This window comes from Rheinheimera faecalis (assembly GCF_021290965.1).
Classification (GTDB): domain Bacteria; phylum Pseudomonadota; class Gammaproteobacteria; order Enterobacterales; family Alteromonadaceae; genus Pararheinheimera; species Pararheinheimera faecalis.
This window is the reverse complement of sequence record NZ_JAJOYT010000001.1, coordinates 283,567-304,003: the sequence shown is the minus strand read 5'-3', so window position 1 is coordinate 304,003 and position 20,437 is coordinate 283,567. Positions and strand designations below refer to the sequence as shown.

General features: G+C 47.7%; 15 protein-coding genes. 9 read left to right on the top strand and 6 right to left on the bottom strand.

What is annotated here, in order from left to right:
• Nucleotides 1-154 precede the first annotated feature (154 nt).
• From LSG34_RS01380 to LSG34_RS01370, 3 genes are read right to left on the bottom strand one after another with little or no spacing between them, the layout of a single operon-like run.
• Entirely contained in the window at nucleotides 155-3,103 is a 2,949-nt protein-coding gene (locus LSG34_RS01380; RefSeq protein WP_233007036.1) for an NfrA family protein, read from the bottom strand.
• A complete protein-coding gene (locus tag LSG34_RS01375; protein ID WP_233007035.1) occupies nucleotides 3,100-3,297 on the bottom strand; it encodes a hypothetical protein in 198 nt (65 codons plus the stop codon). The genes LSG34_RS01380 and LSG34_RS01375 overlap by 4 nt, the downstream gene beginning before the upstream one ends.
• An 11-nt stretch (nucleotides 3,298-3,308) precedes the next feature.
• On the bottom strand, nucleotides 3,309-5,321 hold the full coding sequence (locus tag LSG34_RS01370) for a glycosyl transferase family protein (RefSeq protein WP_233007034.1): 2,013 nt from the start codon (nucleotides 5,319-5,321) through the stop codon (nucleotides 3,309-3,311).
• 275 nt (nucleotides 5,322-5,596) lie between these two features.
• Between LSG34_RS01370 and LSG34_RS01365 the strand changes: the two genes are divergently transcribed.
• Nucleotides 5,597-6,004, top strand: a complete 408-nt coding sequence (locus LSG34_RS01365; RefSeq protein ID WP_233007033.1) for a GNAT family N-acetyltransferase — start codon at nucleotides 5,597-5,599, stop codon at nucleotides 6,002-6,004.
• On the opposite strand, the gene LSG34_RS01360 is transcribed toward LSG34_RS01365, so the two are convergent.
• Nucleotides 6,001-7,275: an alkaline phosphatase family protein gene (locus LSG34_RS01360; RefSeq protein WP_233007032.1), complete on the bottom strand. Its 1,275-nt coding sequence runs from the start codon at nucleotides 7,273-7,275 to the stop codon at nucleotides 6,001-6,003. The two genes, LSG34_RS01365 and LSG34_RS01360, sit on opposite strands and share 4 nt — an antisense overlap.
• A 131-nt stretch (nucleotides 7,276-7,406) precedes the next feature.
• Entirely contained in the window at nucleotides 7,407-8,468 is a 1,062-nt protein-coding gene (locus tag LSG34_RS01355) for a Fic family protein (RefSeq protein WP_233007031.1), read from the bottom strand.
• Between the two features lie 246 nt (nucleotides 8,469-8,714).
• Here LSG34_RS01355 and LSG34_RS01350 point away from each other — a divergent pair, with 246 nt between their 5' ends.
• A complete protein-coding gene (locus LSG34_RS01350; RefSeq protein ID WP_233007030.1) occupies nucleotides 8,715-11,789 on the top strand; it encodes a bifunctional diguanylate cyclase/phosphodiesterase in 3,075 nt (1,024 codons plus the stop codon).
• On the opposite strand, the gene LSG34_RS01345 is transcribed toward LSG34_RS01350, so the two are convergent.
• Nucleotides 11,739-13,058, bottom strand: a complete 1,320-nt coding sequence (locus tag LSG34_RS01345) for a 3-oxoacyl-ACP reductase (RefSeq protein ID WP_233007029.1) — start codon at nucleotides 13,056-13,058, stop codon at nucleotides 11,739-11,741. The genes LSG34_RS01350 and LSG34_RS01345 overlap by 51 nt on opposite strands.
• A gap of 130 nt (nucleotides 13,059-13,188) precedes the next feature.
• On the opposite strand from LSG34_RS01345, the gene LSG34_RS01340 reads away from it, so the two are divergent.
• The 7 genes from LSG34_RS01340 (at nucleotide 13,189) to LSG34_RS01310 (ending at nucleotide 20,369) form a co-directional block, all read left to right on the top strand.
• Nucleotides 13,189-13,728 (top strand): sigma-70 family RNA polymerase sigma factor, encoded by a 540-nt coding sequence (locus LSG34_RS01340; protein ID WP_233007028.1) that lies wholly within the window; start codon nucleotides 13,189-13,191, stop codon nucleotides 13,726-13,728.
• Complete coding sequence (locus LSG34_RS01335) at nucleotides 13,725-14,405, top strand: anti-sigma factor (RefSeq protein WP_233007027.1); 681 nt, start codon at nucleotides 13,725-13,727, stop codon at nucleotides 14,403-14,405. Before LSG34_RS01340 ends, LSG34_RS01335 begins: the two co-directional genes overlap by 4 nt.
• Before the next feature lie 191 nt (nucleotides 14,406-14,596).
• A complete protein-coding gene (locus LSG34_RS01330) occupies nucleotides 14,597-16,189 on the top strand; it encodes a DUF4331 domain-containing protein (protein ID WP_233007026.1) in 1,593 nt (530 codons plus the stop codon).
• A 14-nt stretch (nucleotides 16,190-16,203) separates the two neighbouring features.
• The gene (locus LSG34_RS01325; protein ID WP_233007025.1) at nucleotides 16,204-16,671 is read left to right on the top strand and encodes an Ig-like domain-containing protein; all 468 of its coding nucleotides are present in this window, start codon (nucleotides 16,204-16,206) and stop codon (nucleotides 16,669-16,671) included.
• Between the two features lie 55 nt (nucleotides 16,672-16,726).
• Entirely contained in the window at nucleotides 16,727-17,848 is a 1,122-nt protein-coding gene (locus LSG34_RS01320; RefSeq protein ID WP_233007024.1) for a tetratricopeptide repeat protein, read from the top strand.
• A 68-nt stretch (nucleotides 17,849-17,916) separates the two neighbouring features.
• A complete protein-coding gene (locus tag LSG34_RS01315; RefSeq protein ID WP_233007023.1) occupies nucleotides 17,917-18,327 on the top strand; it encodes a hypothetical protein in 411 nt (136 codons plus the stop codon).
• Nucleotides 18,327-20,369: a TonB-dependent receptor gene (locus tag LSG34_RS01310; protein WP_233007022.1), complete on the top strand. Its 2,043-nt coding sequence runs from the start codon at nucleotides 18,327-18,329 to the stop codon at nucleotides 20,367-20,369. Before LSG34_RS01315 ends, LSG34_RS01310 begins: the two co-directional genes overlap by 1 nt.
• Nucleotides 20,370-20,437: the final 68 nt, after the last annotated feature.

Below are 20,437 nucleotides of genomic sequence, written 5' to 3'. Positions count from 1 at the left end.
ACAAGTTTCATATTTATCAATTTAAATATTAAATTGATACAAAAACAACTGTTAATATCACTTTAAGATGGCATAAGTGAAAAATATGAACCTATAAGTTATTTTCCAAATGCTCCCTGGTTTTAGGCTGAAAAACCATCAGCCATCACTTTTGTTAATACTGATAAGACAGCTGCAACGATAAGGCGTGCTGATCCTCGCTTAAATCGCCCGCCAATTGATACTGCCATTCCAGGTTAAGCTCCCATTTGTGCCGGTAAGCGTCATAATGCGTTTCACCCAAACCAAAACGGCTTTGTACACCCAATCCAGCAGTCCACTGCCAACCTTCCGCATTCAAACCTGATCCCGGGGCTTTTTGCTTGCGGTAATCCAACTGACTTAAAGCATAAGGACGGACAATCTGAAACAGGCTATCGTCCAGGCGGAATGCTTTACCTTGCTCAAACTTACTTTGTAGCAATAACTGTCCTCCATCTGGCCAATAGACAGCATCGACAAATAACTTACGCTCCCGCCAGTGATCCTGTTCCGATTGCCATTCAGATTGCCACTTACCCTGATTGAAGAAATCACCGCTTAAGCGCAGCAATGCACGCCAGTCGCCTTCCCCCAAGGGATATTGCTGTACAGCAGCACTGAGCCACAAATTAGTATGGTTCAAGGGCTTGTAAGACAAACCGTACTCATGCCCCCAATTGTTGTAGTAATGATCACTGCTGCCATTAGTCGACAACTGCATATAGACACTAAGATCGCGCTGAAGCGCATCCTGAAAATACTCCAGACGCATGATGGCATCGTTACGGATAGGTTCTATGTCAGGCTCTTCATTTGCCGCCGTATCAAGCACGGTCAGGCTGGCACCATGACGCACAGCAGTGCTCGCTGTCACTTGCCAGTTTTTGGAGATGTTCTGATGGTAACGTTTCAACCTGTATAGTTCTGTCGCAGTTAAGGCATTTTGTTTTACAGGCGCCTGTTGAGCGTCTATCGCTTCTTCCAGCCAGTATAAGGTTTCATCCAGATTTTTAGTGTCTGCCGACAAATAAGCAATCTGCCCTTTCATCGCCACATCGTTTTTGTACTGCGACGACTTTGCCGCTTGCTTAAGTTGAATTAAGGCTTCATCGTCGCGATTTAAACGGATCAGTAAATAACCATAACCAGCATGCAGCCGGGCATCATCCGGTGCTTTTTGCAAAGCCGTTTGCCAGGATTGCTCTGCAGCCGGATAGTCTTGCATAGACTGATAAATCCAGGCTTTTTGCAAATGGACTTCAGCCCACTGTTTATCTGAAGCTGTTGTTATTTTTTCCAGATAACTTAAAGCCTGCTGGTTATTTTTCTGATTGTTGGAGTCTTTCACATGTAAACGCTCCGCAACGGCCAGATACCAGTCCGCTCTGTCGCCCGATGAGGCTAACAGATAGCGCTCACCCAGTTCAGCTTGATCCAACTCCAGAGCCAATTGGGCCACACTCTGCTTGTCTTTATCCAGCAACTGTTCTGGTTTCATGCGGGTAAAAGCTGACAATGCGGCTTGAGGATCATCCAGTTGCAGATGCAGATAGGCCATCGCCAGTTGATCAGACACTTGCGGGTCCAGCTGATAGGCTTTTTGCCACTGTGCCAGCGCAAATTCGGCCGAGTCTTTATCCTGACACAAGGCCAGGCTGCGCCAGCCCTGCGCCGTGTCCGTCTGCCCTGTTAATAACTGCAGTGTTTTGTCACAGCGTCCAGCCAGTCGCCACAATTCAGCCCGTTCAACCCTAAGTACAGTCCAGTCATCGGTTTTACTCAGAATATCCGTATTGATGGGCTCTTGTTTTGACAATAGCTGCAACAATCGCTGCGGCAAAATACCTTGTTGCTGCACCTGGTTACTAAAGGGTAGCGCTTTGGTCAATACAGCCAGCGCCTTATCTGGCTGCCCGGAGCGAACTAACTGATAGCTGCGATCATCCGGTCCTGTCGCTTTATACCGCCGGTGCTGCGATGCACTGACATTTCGTCTTTTCTGCGCCACTAACTGCTGCTGAGCTTGTGAAAAAGAGCCTGCTAACGGCTCGGATGCAACCTGATCGGCAGCTAACCATTTTTCAGCATAAACCAGCCAACTTTGAGGGTCTTCACTGGCAGGACAGCTTTGAAACAACAACTCAGCTAACTTTTCATTGCCAGCTTGCATATACAAATCAATACGTTGCCAGCAATTCAATTCCTGTTGCCCAGCCATTTGCAGCGCTAAGGGCCAGTCTTTTTTCACCAGCGCCAACTGAAATTTCTGCTGCTGTTCCTGTGGCTCCAACTGATGGTAACGTTCAATAAAAGCAAAACTCTGTTCAGCGGCTACCCAGTCTCTCAGCGCCAACTGCTGTTGCAACTGCTGGCGGTAATAGAGTAAAGCACTGGAAGAATAAGGTTGTTTCTCGATCAGAGCATAAGCCTGTTCACTCTGATTGTTTTGCATCAACGCCATCACCATACTGTCAGTTTCCGGGTCTGATAACTGCTTTGGGGGTAAAGAAGACAGGTCATCGATCACTTGTTTATGCAGCCCCAGAGTGCCCGCCAGAGACGCATGCAAGCGGGTCAGATCAGCAGAAAGTGGCTGCTTTACCGTCAGCCACTGATAGGCTTGTTGCTGCTGCTCCAACACTATAAAACGTTGTATCACCAGCTTGGCTGCATAGTGTTGGTCTGCTGCGGATAAAGTTGGCCACTGTTGGTCAATCCACTGCATGTCGGGTTGGGTTTGCTGACTCAACTGAAGCAACAAGGCTGCTGGATACAAGCCGTGCTGTTTATCCCTCGGCAGCTGTTGCACTGTCTGGCGGACGCCAGCTAAATCCCCTGCTTCCATTTGATAATTAAAACGCAGCAGCAGTAAATCACTTTGTCCGGGTAATAAAGTTAAAGCCCGGTTAATTTCGGCAATAGCACCGGGTAAATCATTCTGTTGCTGCAAGCGTTGGGCTTTTTCAATGTAGTGATAAGTGCGAAACTTCTGGTAATCCGTCATCGGCTCAGCCATTGCAACTGCACTGGTCAAGCCACCACTGCAGAGCATACTCAGCAGCACCACATTCAGGCGGATCAAGATAAAACTCCGGCCAACTGTGACTCACCTTTTGGAGCAATCTCGTCCACCAGCTGAACTATGGTTTTACGACGTTGTTTTTGTAATTGCATGCCTTGAGCTAAGTCGTCTTCTGTGACTATCTGCTCCTGAACTAAATAGTCTCCGAGTCGTTGACCATTTTGGTGGTCATAACTCAGCAACACCTGATTCATTACCGCAGGCTTTACAAAGCGGCCTGGATCAAAGCATCCCCAAAGGACAACTGGCCCGCCAGATAACGTTGCTGTAATACAGCCATGTCCGCTTTGCTGATCCGTTCGTTCCATACGCATTGCTGTAAATAAATATCAGGGTTAAGGTCGGGCTCCTGCCTGTACCAATGCCTGACACCTAAACTGACGGTGCCATAAGCACAAATTACCAATTTCACCTTTAAAGCTGTATGACGTTCAATCTGCGCCAAGGCCACTGGCGATAGCTGCCCTTCCTTCAAAAGAGTCAGCACTCCTTGCTCCAGTTTGTAGGGCAGCACCATATATTTCAGTGCCAATTGCTCTGGTAATAGCGCTATCAGCTTAGGATCAAGAGTAAAAGGGTCGCAGGCTATGTAAGGTAAATTGAGCTGCAAGGCTACAGCTTTGCCGAGTTGCTCAGGGGTGATCAGAGTCAAACGCAATAAAGATTGACCAAGCCTTTCACCAGCTTGCTGCTGCTCAACACCAAAATCCAGTTGCTGCTGAGTTAAAGCATTCTGCTCAACCAGAATAGAACCTATAGAACGACTTGCTCTTGTTGGGCCTATGCTTGGGTATTCATGCTGAGTTTTATCCCAGGCCACCCTGTGCGGATCACCATGCTTCAGCACCTGAGTCAGAGCCCGTAAATTAGCAAAAAAGTTAATCACGTTCCCCCACAGCTGACGTGGCATAGAGAGCAGCGCCTGATTGATGCCATAGTATCGGCGTACAAAAATCATACGTTGGATCATGCGGTTAGCGAAAAAGAAAAAGTTCAGCACCAATAAGATTTTTACCAGTGGATCATCCAGAAAAATGGATAAGTAATGGTAGCCACCCGGTACCAACTGGTCATACAACCAAAACAGACAAAGCTGAACAAAAATTAAGGTAGAGATAAAGCTGACAAAATAAGTAATCACGCCTCTGCGGTCGCGCCATAAAAAGCAATTTAACCGCCAGTCTTTAGTCCAACCGTGAGTTTTAAAACCCTGAAACACAATACCGATGATCCAACGGCTTTTTTGCCTGACCGCAGTGTGGAAAGTTTCAGGGAAATACTCACGGACACACACCACATTGCCTTCACTTTGGCTGCGACTGTTACTGGTCTCAGCATGGCGGGCTAATAAATCATCAGTGACCTGAAAGCGGACAAAGATTTCCTCCATGCCCCAGCTTTTTAATCGAAAGCCAATGTCGTAATCTTCCGTCAGAGATTGCACATCAAAGGGTAAACCATCACCTTCCTGTGACAACTTCAGAATGGCCTTGCGACTAAAACAAGTGCCAACACCAGCACTGGGAACCTGCCCGACCATAGATTCACGTACTACTACATCTTTGCCATGATTTTCAGCAAACTCATCGAGATAATGGCCTGAGGTAAAGGAAAACATCCCTTTGGCAAAAGGATAAACCGGCAGCTGGATCAGATCTTTTTTTGGCAGCAGATAGTTGAATAAGCGTAGTTCCATCGCCGACACGACATCCTCGGCGTCATGCAACACAAAGCCGGCAAATTTCACCTGAGTGCGGCGCTCAAAATCCAGAATAGACATAATGATATTATTCAGGCAGTCCGCTTTGCTGGTAGGCCCAGGCCGTGCGCACACTACTTTATGTACATGAGGAAAGCGGGCACAGACTGCGTCCACATCAGCCTGAGTATCAGGATCATTGGGATAAGTACCGACAAAAATCTGATAGTTTTCGTAGTCCAGTTCGGCGGCGGTAAATTCAGCCATTTTGCCAACCACCCCAACTTCATGCCAGGCCGGCACCATAATAGCGATAGGCTGCTCTTTCAGCGGAAACAGCGCCTGTTCATCAAATTTTTTATGGTTACGATAAAAACGGAAGTAACGACTTAAACGGCTGGTCCAGTAATACAGGTCGACAAATAAGTCATCTATCGCAAAAAACAGTAACAGCAGCATCAAAAGGATCACCAGGTAACGCACTACATAAAGGTAATTAGCAAGTAAGTCGGCCAGCATCATTGAGCACCACGATATCGCCGCCATGGGCGATAGAAGCTAAAAAGCAAAAGATAAACAGAGGAAGCCCATCACATTTATCACTTATTAGTTGCAATATTTCACTTTTTGCAATTATTGCGACAATATAGAGATTTATTAAAATGGGTCTGTGCAGCACCGCACAATGGGCGAAGAATGTAATGAACTGTAGCGAAAACAGACTCAAACCCACTATTTATGGGCAGATGGCGCTCATGCTATAGTGCTGTTTTCTGGCTTTTTGAGATAAAACTGTGATCTTTACCCCTGTTCATACCCACGAATTTGCCGATCTGGCCAAACAAAAAATTGCTGAATTTAATGCGCTGCACTGGGACGCTTCAAAGCGACAGCAACTGGGATTAAAACTGGAAAATGAAAAGGGTGAGCTTGTCGCCGCTTTAGCTGGCCGTACTTTTGGCAATTGGTTTTATCTGGAGTCTTTGTGGTTGGATGAAACAGTTCGGGGAAAAGGCGTAGGATCAAGCCTATTGACTGAAGCTGAGCAGATAGCTAAAGCGCGTGGTTGCAGCTTTGTGATCCTCGATACGCTGGATTTTCAGGCCCAGCCTTTTTATCAGCGCCACGGCTACAAGGTAGAATGGACTCAAGCCAACTACCCTTTTACCGGCTGCAAGCATTTTATGACTAAACAACTTTAGTCTGCTGGCAACGCCTTTTTATACTCAGCATTTAACACTGTCTCAGCCCAAAGCGGATCACCATCATTTGGCGCAGGTTCAATAGCCAGAATACGGCACATCAGGTTATAGAGTTCGATATTGGCAAAAGCCGGAATTTGACGTCCTGCAGTAAAAGCAGGACCGTGGCCAATAAAAATAGCCTGCATAGCCGGACTATCATTGTCATAACCGTGGCTGCCGGTCACAGCACTGAGGCCCGGTTTTTCCAGCCATTCTTTTTGTTTATGTTTTTGCATTAAGCGCCAGCCTGGTTCAGGCACCACCAGCAAAGGCGCAATACGTTTACTGTCCTGATAATGCCAGCGCTCTGGTAATTCTGATTTTTTATACACTGTGGCTTGAGATGGCAAGGAGGTTTTCAGCTGCTGGTAAATCGGCTCCAGTTCACCGGCTTTAGGAAAAATCGATACTATTTCAGGTGTCCACAGCACCAAAGCCGCCTTCTTTTCATCAAACAGCTGGTCCAATTCAATCACCTGCTGTTGTAGCACCTTGGCCATACCGTGATCTGACACCAGCATCAGATTGATGCTATTCAGTAAGCCTCTTTGCTCAAGCCCTGCGACTAACACCGCAAGTGCTTGATCAACATCTGCAATAGCAGCTGCAACTTGCTCTGATTCAGGTCCATAGGCATGACCCGCATCATCGACCGAACTGAAGTACAAAGTTAAAAACTGCGGACGTTTTTCTATGGGTAAATCCAGCCAGGCCAATACAGAATTCACCCTGTCGATATTGCGGATAGAGCCATCATAAGCTTGCCATAAACCAGGCCTTACCCCTTTAATCGCCGCTTCTGAGCCGGGAAAAAAATAGGTGCCGGTTTTTACGCCTTGTTTCTCCGCAGTGACCCAAACAGGCTCCCCCAGCCACCAGCGGCCATTGGTCACTTCTTCGTGTTTGTTCATGCGAAACACAGCATCAAAATCTGCATCGTAAATATTGTTTTCAACTATACCGTGATGAGCAGGATACAAACCTGTGGCTATGCTGTAGTGATTCGGGAAAGTTTTGGTCGGGAATGACGGCTGCATACGTGCGGCTGTCACTCCACCTCGCGCCAAGCGTTGCAAAACAGGGGCTTGATAGCGCTGCAGATAGTTTTGCGCAAAACCATCAATAGAGATCAGTAATAAGGTTTCAGGCTGTTGCTGCGGCTTTGACTCTGCACTGGACAGATTCAGACTGATAAAAAAACAACACAAAACCAAAATAAAACTTCGCACCAAAGCATCCTTTGAACACTGAAAACCACAGTGTACCCAGACGGCCTTTCTGACAGATGACAAAACCGACCAGAGGTAAAAAAAATGCTATCAGCAGCTAAACATAGAGTAGAGGACTGAAGAAAAACGTCTCAGGCCACTACCTGCCAGCGCCCACCTTTGGCAGGCCCGGTGCGCACCAGCTTGCCTTCGGCTTTTAACTTCGCCAGTTGTTTTTCAATAGCCCTTGAGCTTAACCCCAGCTCATCAGCGATAGTTTTGGCACTTAATCTGTTGTCTTTTTTCAGTTTTTTCAGAATCTGATCTTCGGTTTTATACCAGGGACCAGGCGTTTTACCTTTCACTTTTTGAGCTTTTAACTGCACAAATTGCGATAAATTCACCAGCGGTTGATCCGGCAGAACAACGGGCTGAGTGATGCTGCTTTGAGCCAATTGCTGCAATTCAGCCGTCAAAGATTCTTGTATGCTGCGCAGCATAAACAAAATAAAGTTGGTCGCATCGTATTTAGGCGCAGCTTGTCGTAAGGTTTTTTGATAATCACGGGCTTTTTCTTTCAGTACAGCAGTGAAAGGCAGATAAGCCATAGATGGCTGCCATTGAATTAAAATCAACTGCTGCCATAAACGACACAAACGACCATTGCCATCTGAAAATGGATGAATATACGCCAGCTGATAATGCATAAGGCTGGACGAGATCAACGGATGGAGCTGTTCATGCTGCAGGCCGTCAAAAAGCTCATCGACTAAAACCTCAACTTTTGAAGGTGCAGGTGGCATATGCACCAGCTTATGATCTTCATACACCCCAGCACCCTGCTGCCGGTACTGCCCGGCATCAGAAACGACAGTTGCCATAAAGGCCGCATGAGCCCGGCGCAAGTCGGTGCTCTGGTAAGGCTTAAGACTATCCAGTTGCTGGAGCAAGGCCAGCGCGTTTTTGGCTTGACGTATATCCTGCACCAAAGCCACCACTCTTTTACCAGCCGCAAGCTCTTGTAACTGCACCACAGACAAAGAATTATGATCCAGAGCCAAACTGGCCTGCAAGGAACGATGCTGAAGCGTCAGGCCTTGTTGCGATGAAATCAAAGCAATACGCTCAGCCCATTCTGTCAGTAATACTTCTATATGCTGCACTAACTCAGATATGTCTGAGTCTGGCTGATAAAAGCTCTGGTATTTGTCCATGCCGCAACCACCTGTTTTATTCAGTGTATCTGTTCTATTGACCCCGTAAGACTAATAGAGGTTCACTGAAAAAACAAAGTGTTAGCTCTCTTTGAGCAGTTTTTCTAAATTTTTATAAATAAAACTGCAAAAACAGAACATAACAGCTTGCTTTCGTTATCCGGCTCATTAACTATTGAGTCAGAATACAATGGCATCTTGCAGCACATATTTTATCGGCTGAACAGACAAAAAACAGGAGTTTTTGTGCAGGTAAGGCGTTATACCACTTCTGAATTGACGCTGCGATTTTGGGCAGCCTTTGCATTGCTATTAACTTTTAGTGCCATTTTTGTTGCCTATGTCTATGCAGAAAAACGTATTGATACAGCCAATGATCAGCGGGTGTACTCATTAAAAATAATTGGTGAGCTACGCCAGTCCTCTGATGATTTAACCCGCATGGTGCGAAGTTACATAGCCACAGGGGAACATCGCTACAAAAACCACTTTAATGAAATTATCGCTATTCGAAATGGTCAGGCTGCACGTCCTGTTGATTACCATCAGGTGTATTGGGATTTAGTGGGTGAAGAAAACAACAGACCACGCCCTGCAGGTTCACGTGTAGCCTTGCTGGACTTAATGAAAGCCTCTGGTTTTACAACAGTAGAAATGGCGGCCTTGCAGGAAGCCAAAATTCAGTCTGATGCGCTGGCCGTGACTGAGCAAAAAGCCATGCAGCTGTTGGAACGGCCGGAAATCGATCCTGCACAAAAAGAGAAAAACAAACAACAAGCTTTGCTCGCCGTTTTTGATAAAAACTACCACAACGCAAAAATAGCCATAATGCAGCCTATTGGCACTGTATACAGTCTGGTCGATGAACGAACTGCAGACGAGGTTGAAGATGCAATGTTTTATGCGCTGGTCACCCGTATTTTGTTTATTTTATCCGGCTTACTGCTGTTTTATTCACTCTGGGATATTAAACGCGTACACAACAGTATATTGGGTGCCTCAGTCGGTCGTTTGTATGAACAAATTAAAGCCATGGGCAGTGGTGAAGTGCTGCAAAGTTCAGAGCTGCGCAAAGCCAAACCAGGCAGTATTATGAGCTGGCTGGGGGCAACACAACTTCGTCTGAACAGCACCATTCAGGAACGCCAGGCCCTGATCCATACCTTGCAGCAAAAAGAGCAGTATCAGCGTACTTTGATCGACAGCATCCCTTTTGTAGTCTGGTTAAAAGATATTCATGGACGTTATCTGGAAGTGAACCAAAAATTTGCGGAGCAGTTTCAGAACAAAGAGATCAGCGAGCTGGTGGGCAAAACGGATGCACAGCTTTTTGACGCGCAACGTGCTTTAAGCCATGTGGTACACGACAAACAAGTGCTGGCGGCCGGGCAACCTCAGGTGATCCGCTCTGAGCATAAAATTGATACTGAACAACACTGGTTCGAAACTTATAAAGCGCCGGTTTTGGTTGATGGTGAATATGTAGGTACTGTAGGTTTATCACGTGACATTACACTGGAACATACTGCCGATAATAAGCTTCGCTTGTCCGCCAGTGTGTTTACCCATGCCCGTGAAGGCATCATGATCACCGACCCACTGGGCGTCATCATTGATGTCAATCAGGCTTTTACTGAAATCACAGGGTACAGTGCGAAACAGGCCATAGGCTGTACCCCGAGGTTATTACAGTCGGAGCATCAGGATGAACTTACCTTCAGCACTATGTGGCAGAACTTACAACAACAGGGGTTTTGGTCAGGAGAGCTCTGGAGTCGCAAAGCATCAGGCGAAGATTATTTCCAGAGTTTAACTTTAAGCGCTGTGCTGGATGATAAAGGTCAATTACAACATCATGTCGGCCTGTTTTCGGATATCACCAATCAGTATCAGCAACAGCAATATCTGGAAAAAATAGCGCTTTATGATGGCATGACAGGATTACCCAACCGCAGTGCCTTAACCCAGCAATTACAGCTGCTATTAAAAAAATCCAGCGCCGATCAGATGTTAGCCATCGCCTATCTGGACCTGGATGGCTTTAAAGAAATTAATGACCGCCACGGCCATGAAACAGGTGATCAGTTTTTAATCGCCCTATCTGAGCGTTTACAAGCTCAATTGGGAGAAGAAGAACTGCTGGCCCGTATTGGTGGTGATGAATTTGTCGTGCTGCTGCCACAGCTTTGCAATAAAAAGGCAGGCCTTGCGAAAATAGAACAACTACTGGATGTGGTGGCAAAACCACTGAAAATAGATGAATGGATGCTGTCGGTATCGGCCAGTATAGGCCTGACCTTTTACCCTCAGGCTGATACCACAGAAGCAGAACAGCTGATACGTCAGGCCGATCATGCGATGTATCAGGCCAAACAAGATGGTAAAAACCGCTGTCATTTATTTGATACCGACTATGCCCGTAGTTTACGTGGTCATCAGGAAACCATACTGGAAATTCGTCAGGGTCTGGTGCACAAGCAGTTCAGATTGTTTTATCAGCCTAAAGTAAACATGCATACTGGCGAAGTAATAGGAGCTGAAGCTTTGATCCGCTGGCTACATCCACAAAAAGGCATGGTGGCGCCAGGCTTGTTTTTACCCGCTATAGAACAGCATAGCCTGGGTGTGGAGTTAGGTTATTGGGTTATCGAAGAGGCATTACGGCAGTTGGCTGAATGGCAACGTCAGGGTATGACTATCCCTGTCAGTGTGAATATTTCTGCCTATCACCTGCAGCAGCTGGATTTTGTCAATCGCCTGCAGTTGTTACTGCATTTTTATTCAGACGTGCCGGCTTCGTTATTACAGCTGGAAATTCTGGAAACCAGCGCACTGAATGATTTAACTCATGTGCAGGCCGTGATGCAGGCCTGTATCCGCAGTGGTGTCAGTTTTGCGCTGGACGATTTTGGTACAGGCTATTCGTCGCTGACCTACTTAAAACGACTGCCTGCGACAGTATTAAAAATCGACCAGAGTTTTGTCCGCGACATGTTGGTCGATCCGGATGACCTGGCCATTCTCAAAGGTATTATTGTGTTGGCCAATGAGTTTAAACGGGAAATTGTAGCCGAAGGTGTTGAAACCACAGAACATGGCGAGTTATTACTGCAATTAGGTTGTACTCATGCGCAGGGCTATGGCATAGCCCGCCCTATGCCTGCAGAGCAGTTTATGCCATGGAAAAAAGCCTGGCTGCCACCTGATGTCTGGGCAGCTGCAGCTGTTGGCTCCGGAGCTAATGGTTCTGGCGCAAACAATGTCGACGAGTCAGGCACCAATCACACACTGACCACAGACTCTAAGCACAGAGCCATTTAAACCTGCTGCATCAGGCCGTGCAAAAAAGGCCACAGCCAAAGCCACATCTTCAGGTAAACCCGCTTGATGCAATGAGTTCAGTCTGCGCCCTACTTCACGCGGCACAGCAGGCATGGCCGCAGTCATTTGAGTTTCAATAAAACCCGGGGCTATGGCGTTAAAAGTAATACCCCGCTGATCTTGTGTTGCCATAAACTGGCAATAGCCCACCAAAGCGGCTTTTGAACTGGCATAGTTGGTCTGACCTTTTTGTCCTGCTAAACCATTCATCGAGGATAACAGCACCACCCGTCCATCCGGCTGTATTTGCTGGCGCTGCAGCAACAAGGTATTGATCCGCTGCACAGCACGCAGATTGATGTCCAGCGTTTGAGTCCACTGTACTTCCGTCATACGATGGAGCAACTTATCCCGGGTGATACCCGCATTATGTACCAAAATATCCAGCGCTATTCCTTGCTGGCTGAGCCAGTCACTGACTACGTCAGCACTGTTCGCCTGACTGATATCCAGCAACAGAGGTTGGCCCTGTAACTGCTGCATCAAGGCAACAAGTGCTTGTTCGGATTGTGGAATATCCAGCCCGATGACTTTAGCGCCCTGCTCTGTCAGCGTTTTAGCAATAGCAGCACCTATGCCACGAGCTGCTCCTGTCACCAAGGCGGTTTTACCCTGAAGTGGTTGTTGCCATGGACTTAATTGTGTGACGTCCACTGCACGCACGGCCACGACTTGCCCAGTGACATAAGCCGAAGCTTTGGACAGGAAAAATTCGGCCACAGGCAACAGGCTCTGCTGCACACCCTGATCTAATGCTAATAAGTTTGCCGTGCTGCCAAAACGGCCAAGTTCTTTAGCAATGGAGCGGGTAAAGCCTGATAAAGCCCCGGCAGCTGCGGCCGCGTCGGCATCTGTGGCATGCAACACAGCACGCGCAAGCACTATCAAACGACCATTCTTCGCTAAACGAGGCAACACAGCGTGCAGTTGCTGCCAGAGTAAATCCAGTTGTGTGGTACTTTGCAGCTCTGTGCCATCAAAAATAATGGCCTGTAGTGGCTGATCTGAACTCTCTTCAAAACGAATATCCGGCAAAGCGCTCAGATGCTGACGTAACAACACACTGTGTTCCGACGTTTTTCCACACAGCAGCACAGAGCCGCTAAAACATTGCATTTCGCCTGAAGCACGCTGTAAAGCAGTGGCCTGTGGCACTCCACACCAGCGGCCCACCGCAGAATCTAATAAAGCTGTTATCCAGGAAGCCATACAAGCGCCTTGTTATTTCGGTTGGCGGCTATCTTAGCGGCAACAAAAAAGTTTCACCAGAGTGCATCCAAAGCTCTGTGCCCTTCGTAGCTGATATAGACGTCAAAGTAACGGAGTGGAAAAATAACAAATGGGACCACAGGAACAGTTGATCCAATGGCTACAGGCCACTGCTCAGGGCGATAAAAACGCCTTTGCACAACTTTATAAAGCAACATCAGGAAAACTTTTTGCCGTAAGCCTGCAATTGCTCAGACGCCGGGACTGGGCAGAAGATGTATTGCAGGATGCCTTTGTCCGCATCTGGCACAATGCGGCAGATTATCATACCGACAAAGGCACTGTGATGACCTGGATGATCAGTATCACCCGTTACCGGGCTTTGGATCTGATCAAAACCCGACAGTTTAAAGCCGAACATATAGAGCTGGATCCGGACTGGAGCCCGGACGATAACGAGGGGGAGTCTGTCAGCCTGGCCAGGGAAAAGGTCAAGCTGGATGACTGTATGTCTGCATTGGAGGCTGAGCACCGTCAGTCTATTTATCTGGCTTTTGTAAACGGCCTGACACATCACGAAATCACCAGCCATACCGGCGCGCCTTTAGGTTCGGTCAAAAGCTGGATACGCCGGGGCTTAGCCCGCTTAAAGAGGTGTCTTGAAGCATGAATTATTTACAGCAAGAACGGCTGGACGCCTTAAGTGTGAACTATGTGTTAGGGGCCATGAGGGGAAAAGCCAGACAAAGATTTCAGCGGCTATTGATGCAACAACAGCAGGCACGTGAGTCAGTATGGCGCTGGGAACAACACCTGAATCCACTGGCAGAGTCGTTGCCTGCGGTAGAACCTGATGAAAATCTATGGCAAAAATTGCAACAACGCCTTGGCTGGCAAAGCGCAGAGGTAGTGCAGCTCAAACCCAAAAGCAGTTGGTTGCATCCGGCGAACTGGGTGGCTATCGCCGCTGCAGCTTGCCTCGCTTTGGTGTTATTGCTGCCCCCTCCGGCTACAGCACCAGTGGAGCTGGCCGTGATCCAAACCAAAGAGGCGAAAGCCTTATGGTTAGTTTCAAAACAAAGCGACACAGTGGTACTGCAAGCCACTGCTGCTGTGCCTGCCGATCCGGCGCATGATTATGAACTCTGGATGCTACCGACCTCAGGTCAGCCCCCTATTTCACTGGGGTTATTGCCACAAAATGGCAAAGTCAGTTATCCATGGCCAAAAGCTGCTGCAGGTTTAGTGGTAGCTGTACTAGCAGTTAGTTTAGAACCTAAAGGAGGCTCACCTACAGGACAGCCGACCGGAGCTGTGCTGCATACCAGCGAGTTAATGACACTCTGACTTGAGTGATGAATTGTGTTATTGAATCAAAACGGAGCCATCAGGTTCCGTTTTTTTATGTCTCTTTGTCCTGTTTTTCCCAGCAGCTAAAAACGGCCTGAAATAAATAATTTATTTATTTTCTTTTTGCTGCATCCAAAAAAAACAAGTTGTCGTTACTCCCTCTGCAACATCAACAGAGGAACACCATGATGAAACTACAAAAAACCATAAGTACCATCAGTCTCGCCGTCGCTATAGCCTTATCAGGTATGGCTCAGGCATCCAGTCACAGAGAGGCTCCAAATATTACCCGCCTGCCGACACTCGATTCGACCGACTTTTATTTGTTTAACAGCTACGAAGCAGGCCGCACCGGTTATGTCACTGTGCTGGCAAACTATATTCCGCTACAAGACCCACAAGGTGGGCCAAATTACTTTGCGCTCGACCCTGCGGCTGTATATAGCATCCACATCGATAACACTGGGGATGCGGTCGAAGATCTGACCTTCCAATTCCGCTTTAGCCAGCAACTAGCCAATGACAACATGGGCGTAAAACTTCCTATAGGTCCGGCCGACAACCAAAAAATGGTGGCTGTCCCGTTGAAGAACGTCGGTGCTATCAGTGCAGGTAACTCAGCAGCATTAAACTTCGTTGAAACCTACCAATTAAGTCTGGTGACAGGACCGCAGCAAAGCGGCACTAAAACCGCCTTAAGTTCAGGCTCTGCTGACGGTAGTTTTACCAAACCTTACGATTACATTGGCGAAAAAACCTTTGGCAACAGCGCTGCTTACCAAAGTTATGCGAACCAATATATGTACGAAACCAGCTTGCCTGGCTGTGACGCCAAAGCCCGTGTTTTTGTCGGTCAGCGCAAAGATCCTTTTGTTGTGAACCTGGGTGAAACTTTCGATTTAGTCAATTATGTTCCGGTTGAAGGCGACAGTGCTCCTGGTGCAGGTGATGCGGCTGGCTTTCCTGGTGGCATTACGCAAAACACTGCCAATGATGATTTACGTGGTAAAAATGTCACCACACTAGCATTGGAACTACCAACCTCTTGTATCACAGGAAGCGGTAACGGTGTAATTGGTGCCTGGACCACAGCTAGTCTGCCACAAGCGAGGATCTTAAACCCCAATCCGGCTTTTGATAACACAGAAGTCAATGGCGGCGCTTTAGTACAGGTTTCGCGTTTAAGTAACCCGCTGGTGAATGAGCTGGTCATAGGTGTGGCGGATAAAGATAAGTTTTCAGCCAGTCACCCGAAAGACGATGGTCAGTTTGCCGATTATGTGACCCATCCGAGCTTACCCGCTCTGCTGAATGTGCTGTTTAAAGACGCCGTCAACGCAACGTTGGGGACCAGCATCGAGGACTTAGCACCAACTAACTTCCCACGCAACGACTTGGTGACGGCATTTTTAACAGGTGTGCCTGGTGTGAATCAGTTAAGTACAGTCACGCCATCTGAAATGCTGCGGTTAAATACGGCCATAGCGGCTACACCAGCAGCCAGTCAATCCGCTTTTGGTGTTGCAGGCAACGATTTAGCTGGCTTCCCTAATGGTCGTCGCCCTGGTGATGATGTAGTTGATATTGCGCTACGGGTCATGATGGGCGCTTTGTGTCATGACATTCCGGTCAATGGCACACCGACTAATCTGGGCCTCTGTGAACCTGCAGATGCCGCCGTAGGTAATGTGCCTTTTACAGATGGTGCTCCGCTGGATGCCAGCATGATAGACAGCAGTTTTCCCTATTTACGTGCACCGCTGGCCGGTTCACCTAACTAAGAAGGAGCTGGATAATGCGTAAATTAATATGGCTTTTCCCTCTAGTGTTGTTATCCGCCTGTGGGTCTGACGACAAAAAAAATTCGGCACCTGTATTTGCCGAAGCCAGTTTTGTGACAGAAACAGAGACGCAAGTGATGGATAAACTGATGGCCACAGATCCAGACGGAGATATGCTGAGCTACAGCATCGACTCTCAACCAGCCAATGGCAGCCTGACACTGAACAGCAATGGTGATTTTGTTTACCAACCCAAGGCTGAATATACAGGCAGCGACAGTTTTGTCGCCCGGGTTACAGATGGAGAGTTCACCGCAAGCGCGACAATCCGCGTAGACGTCAACAGGGCCATAGTCTCCTTCCTGCAATACAGCAAAGCCGCTTTTGCTCAACAGGAAACTGATATGGCCTTATCGACCAATGGGCGGGATTTTACTCAGGACACTGAAGATACAGCGGATTACGCTGAAGTGTTTCAGTAACAAGGGACTGAAGTAAGCAAGCCCCGGTCTGACCGGGGCTTTTATGGAGCAAATGATGTTACAAAAAGCAGCATGCATTACCCTGGTCTCTCTTTTAATGGCAGGTACAGCAGCCTTACCCGCTATAACTTTCGCGGCATCTCCTGAAGCCGGATTGATGTTGAAGAGCAAAAACCGCGTTGTGTTGCCCACTTGGGTGACAGGACTGGAATATCAGGCTTCACAATCTCAGTCAGCTGCAGATCAGGTGACACTGGCACAGGCCTACCTGCAACTGGCTCGTCAACCGGGCTGGAGCCGCTATTTTGATAAAGCACAGCAGCTATTAAAAAAGGCTCACAATCCCTCCTCTGCCGCCTATTGGCTGGCTTTGGCAGATACTTCACAGCAGCAACATCAGTTTATGGATGCGCTGAATTATCTGGCAAAAGCCCAGCAACTGCAGCCTGACGATATCAATGCTTTGTTAATGAAAAACCGGATTTATCTGGTACAAAATAATACTGCAGCAGCGCTGGCTGAATGCAAAAAGTTGCTGGGGCAACAAGAGCTGTTTTTATTGTCCTTGTGCAGTCTGGAAGTTGCAGGACGTCAAGGCAAAACTCAGGACAGTTACAAGGCTTTGCAACTGTTGGCAAGGCAACAGCAAAGTATCCCACTGGCGCAACAACAGTGGCTGATAGCCGTGCTGGCTGAGCAAGCGGAAGCCTTACACCAACCCAAACAAGCCAGAGCCTGGTTAGAGCAGCTGCTATTCGCAGCACAATCTGAGCTTGCACCTTTGCCACTCTGGGTGAAATGGGCCGATTTGACGCTGAAGCAGGATGCCGCTTTGGTGTATCAGAAATTACAGTATTTGCAGCAACACCAACAGCTCGAAGACGCTCTTCTGCTGCGTCTGGCTTTAGCAGAACAACAACTGGCCGAAGGGCAAGAGTATCAACTCCTGATGCAGCAAAGGGTTTCACTGCGGGAACAGCGTCAGGACACACTGCACAGCGCTGACCTGGCTCATTATTATCTGCGACTCGCCCCTGATCCAAAAAAAGCCTTGTACTACGCCAGACTCAATGTCCAGCAAGCACAAGAGCCGGATGATCAGCTGTTATTCACTCTGGCACTTGCGCAGTCGCAGCAAGACAACGCCCGCTCAGTCCAAACAGGAGAACAACCATGAAATGTTTTGCAGTCATAAGCTTATGTCTAAGTTGCTCTGTCTCAGCACACAGTTTAAGCACCGCCTTTATGCAACTACAAAATACAGAGGCAGGGTTATCCGCCACACTGGAACTGAGTATTGTCGACTTACAACAGGCATTGAACTGGCCTGCGGATCAGGATGTTCGCTGGAGTGATATCCAAAAAAACAAAACACAGATCATCAGCTATTTGCAGCAACACCTGCATGTAAAGAGCAAGCAGAATAACAGCTGTGTGTTGGAAACAGAGGCCAATGCATGGACAGCTGTTGAGAAAAATCAAACCTATTATTTAAGTTTGCCCTTATTCAGCACCTGTGATGCGCAACAAAGTTCGTTACATTATCAGCTGTTTAGCGAGCTGCACGATCATAAACTGCTGGTGAGCTGGCAAGACAAACAATGGGTTGTCTCGCAACGAAGCCCTGCCCTGAATCTGACCCAAATGGCTCCCTGATGAACAGATCTCAACAGATGTTAAGCTGCACCTTAGTGCTTTGTTCAGCTCTGGTCACAGCACAAGAGCAGACCAGTGCAACAGAACCTGAACTGATTTTAGTACGGGGCAATCAACACCAGCATGGATCCACTATCAATGCCTCAGAAGGCCATGTGCATGGCGTGGATATTGAACAACGGGCACTGCTAAGACCTGGTGATATGCTGGAGTTTGTGCCAGGCATGGTTGTGACTCAACACAGCGGCAGTGGTAAAGCCAATCAGTATTTTTTACGGGGTTTTAATCTGGATCACGGCACTGACTTTGCAACTTCAGTCGATGGTATGCCAGTGAATATGAGAAGCCATGGCCATGGTCAGGGCTATTCAGATCTGAATTTTCTGATCCCCGAGTTGGTGGAACATATCCGCTATCGTAAAGGTAACTATCAGGCGCAGGATGGTGATTTTGCCAATGCAGGAGCTGCTGATTTTGAATTAAAAAATCAAAGTCCAGAACAGCTTCAATTAAGCTTGGGTCAACATCAATACCAGAGACTTTTAGTCAGTGGCAGCACAAGTTATGACTCTGCAGACTGGCTGAATGCAGTCGAGCTGCAAGGTTATGCAGGCCCATGGCAAGGTGTCGATGAACAGGTTAAAAAAGTGAATCTGGTCAGTCGTTACAGCACACAACAGCAAGACTCAGCACAACAACTAACTTTTATGCTGTACGACAATAGCTGGAATGCAGCCGATCAAATCCCGCAGCGGGCCATCGATCAGGGACTTATCGACAGGTTGGGAGTGATAGACCCAAGTTCCGGAGGCAATAGTAGCAGGCAGAGCATCTCCGGGAACTGGCAACAGCAGAACTTCAAAGCCAGTGCCTATTGGATCCAGAGTGAATTGCAGCTCTGGTCGAATTTTAGTTACTTTCTCAATGATCCACTCAAAGGTGACCAGTTTGAGCAAAGCGATAAAAGGCAGTTGTTTGGCGGTGAAATCAGCCAAGAGCTACAGCTTAAGCTTGGCTCTTTAGACTGGAGCCATCAATTTGGTTTGCAAAGCCGTTATGACGATATTGATCAGCTTGGTTTGTCGCTGACTGAAAACAGAATACAACATCAGGCGGTGCGAATGGATCAGGTACAACAGCAGTCCTGGTCTGTGTTTCATCAGCAACAACTGCAGTTAACCCCCGACTGGCAAGCTCAGCTTGGACTACGTTATGACTGGATGTCTGCCAAAGTAGAAAGCCTTCTTCGCCAGGAAAACAGTGGACGCGCATCACAAGGCATCAGCTCTGTGAAACTTGGGCTGCGTTACCAGAGCGACGAAGCTCAACACTGGGATTTTTCTGTTGGACAAGGCATGCATTCTAATGATGCAAGAGGCGCAACCATCACCACAGATCCTGTTACCGGAGAATCAGCTAATTCAGTTCCACTTTGGGTTCGCTCTGAAGGTGCAGAACTCGGCTGGCGTTATCTCCAATCGAAGCAATGGCAAATTTCGGTCGCGGTTTGGGCCTTGCAGCTTGATTCCGAGCTGGTTTATATAGGGGATGCCGGAGGCACAGAACCGAACAGAGCATCCCGCAGAACCGGCGCAGAGCTAGCCTGGTACTACTGGATAAGCCCTGCCTGGACTTTAGACCTGGAACTTGCCACCAGTCGCAGCAGGTATAAAAGTAACAGTGCAGATGAAGGCTTGTTTATTGAAGGAGCCCTGCCCGCCGTTGCCAGTATTGCCATCAACTACCATGACGATACAGGACTGCATGCCAATCTACGTTTACGCCATTTTGGCAACAGAACACTCGACAGCTACAACAAGCAGCAAGCGCCAAGTAGTACAGTCCTGAATGCGGACTTATCCTACCAATGGCAACAATGGGAATTTGGTGCTGAACTCTTGAATCTGACCAACAGAAAAGTAGCAGATATGGTGTATTTTTATCCATCCCGCTTGCAAAACGAAGCCACTGCTGTGGAAGACAGGCACTTTCATCCGCTGGAGCCTCGTATGCTGCGTTTGTCCGTTGGTTATCGTTTTTAGACTGAGCAGAAGCTGATACTTCGTCCGGCGTATCAATAAAAGCCAGTGTATTTTCACTGGCTTAGTTA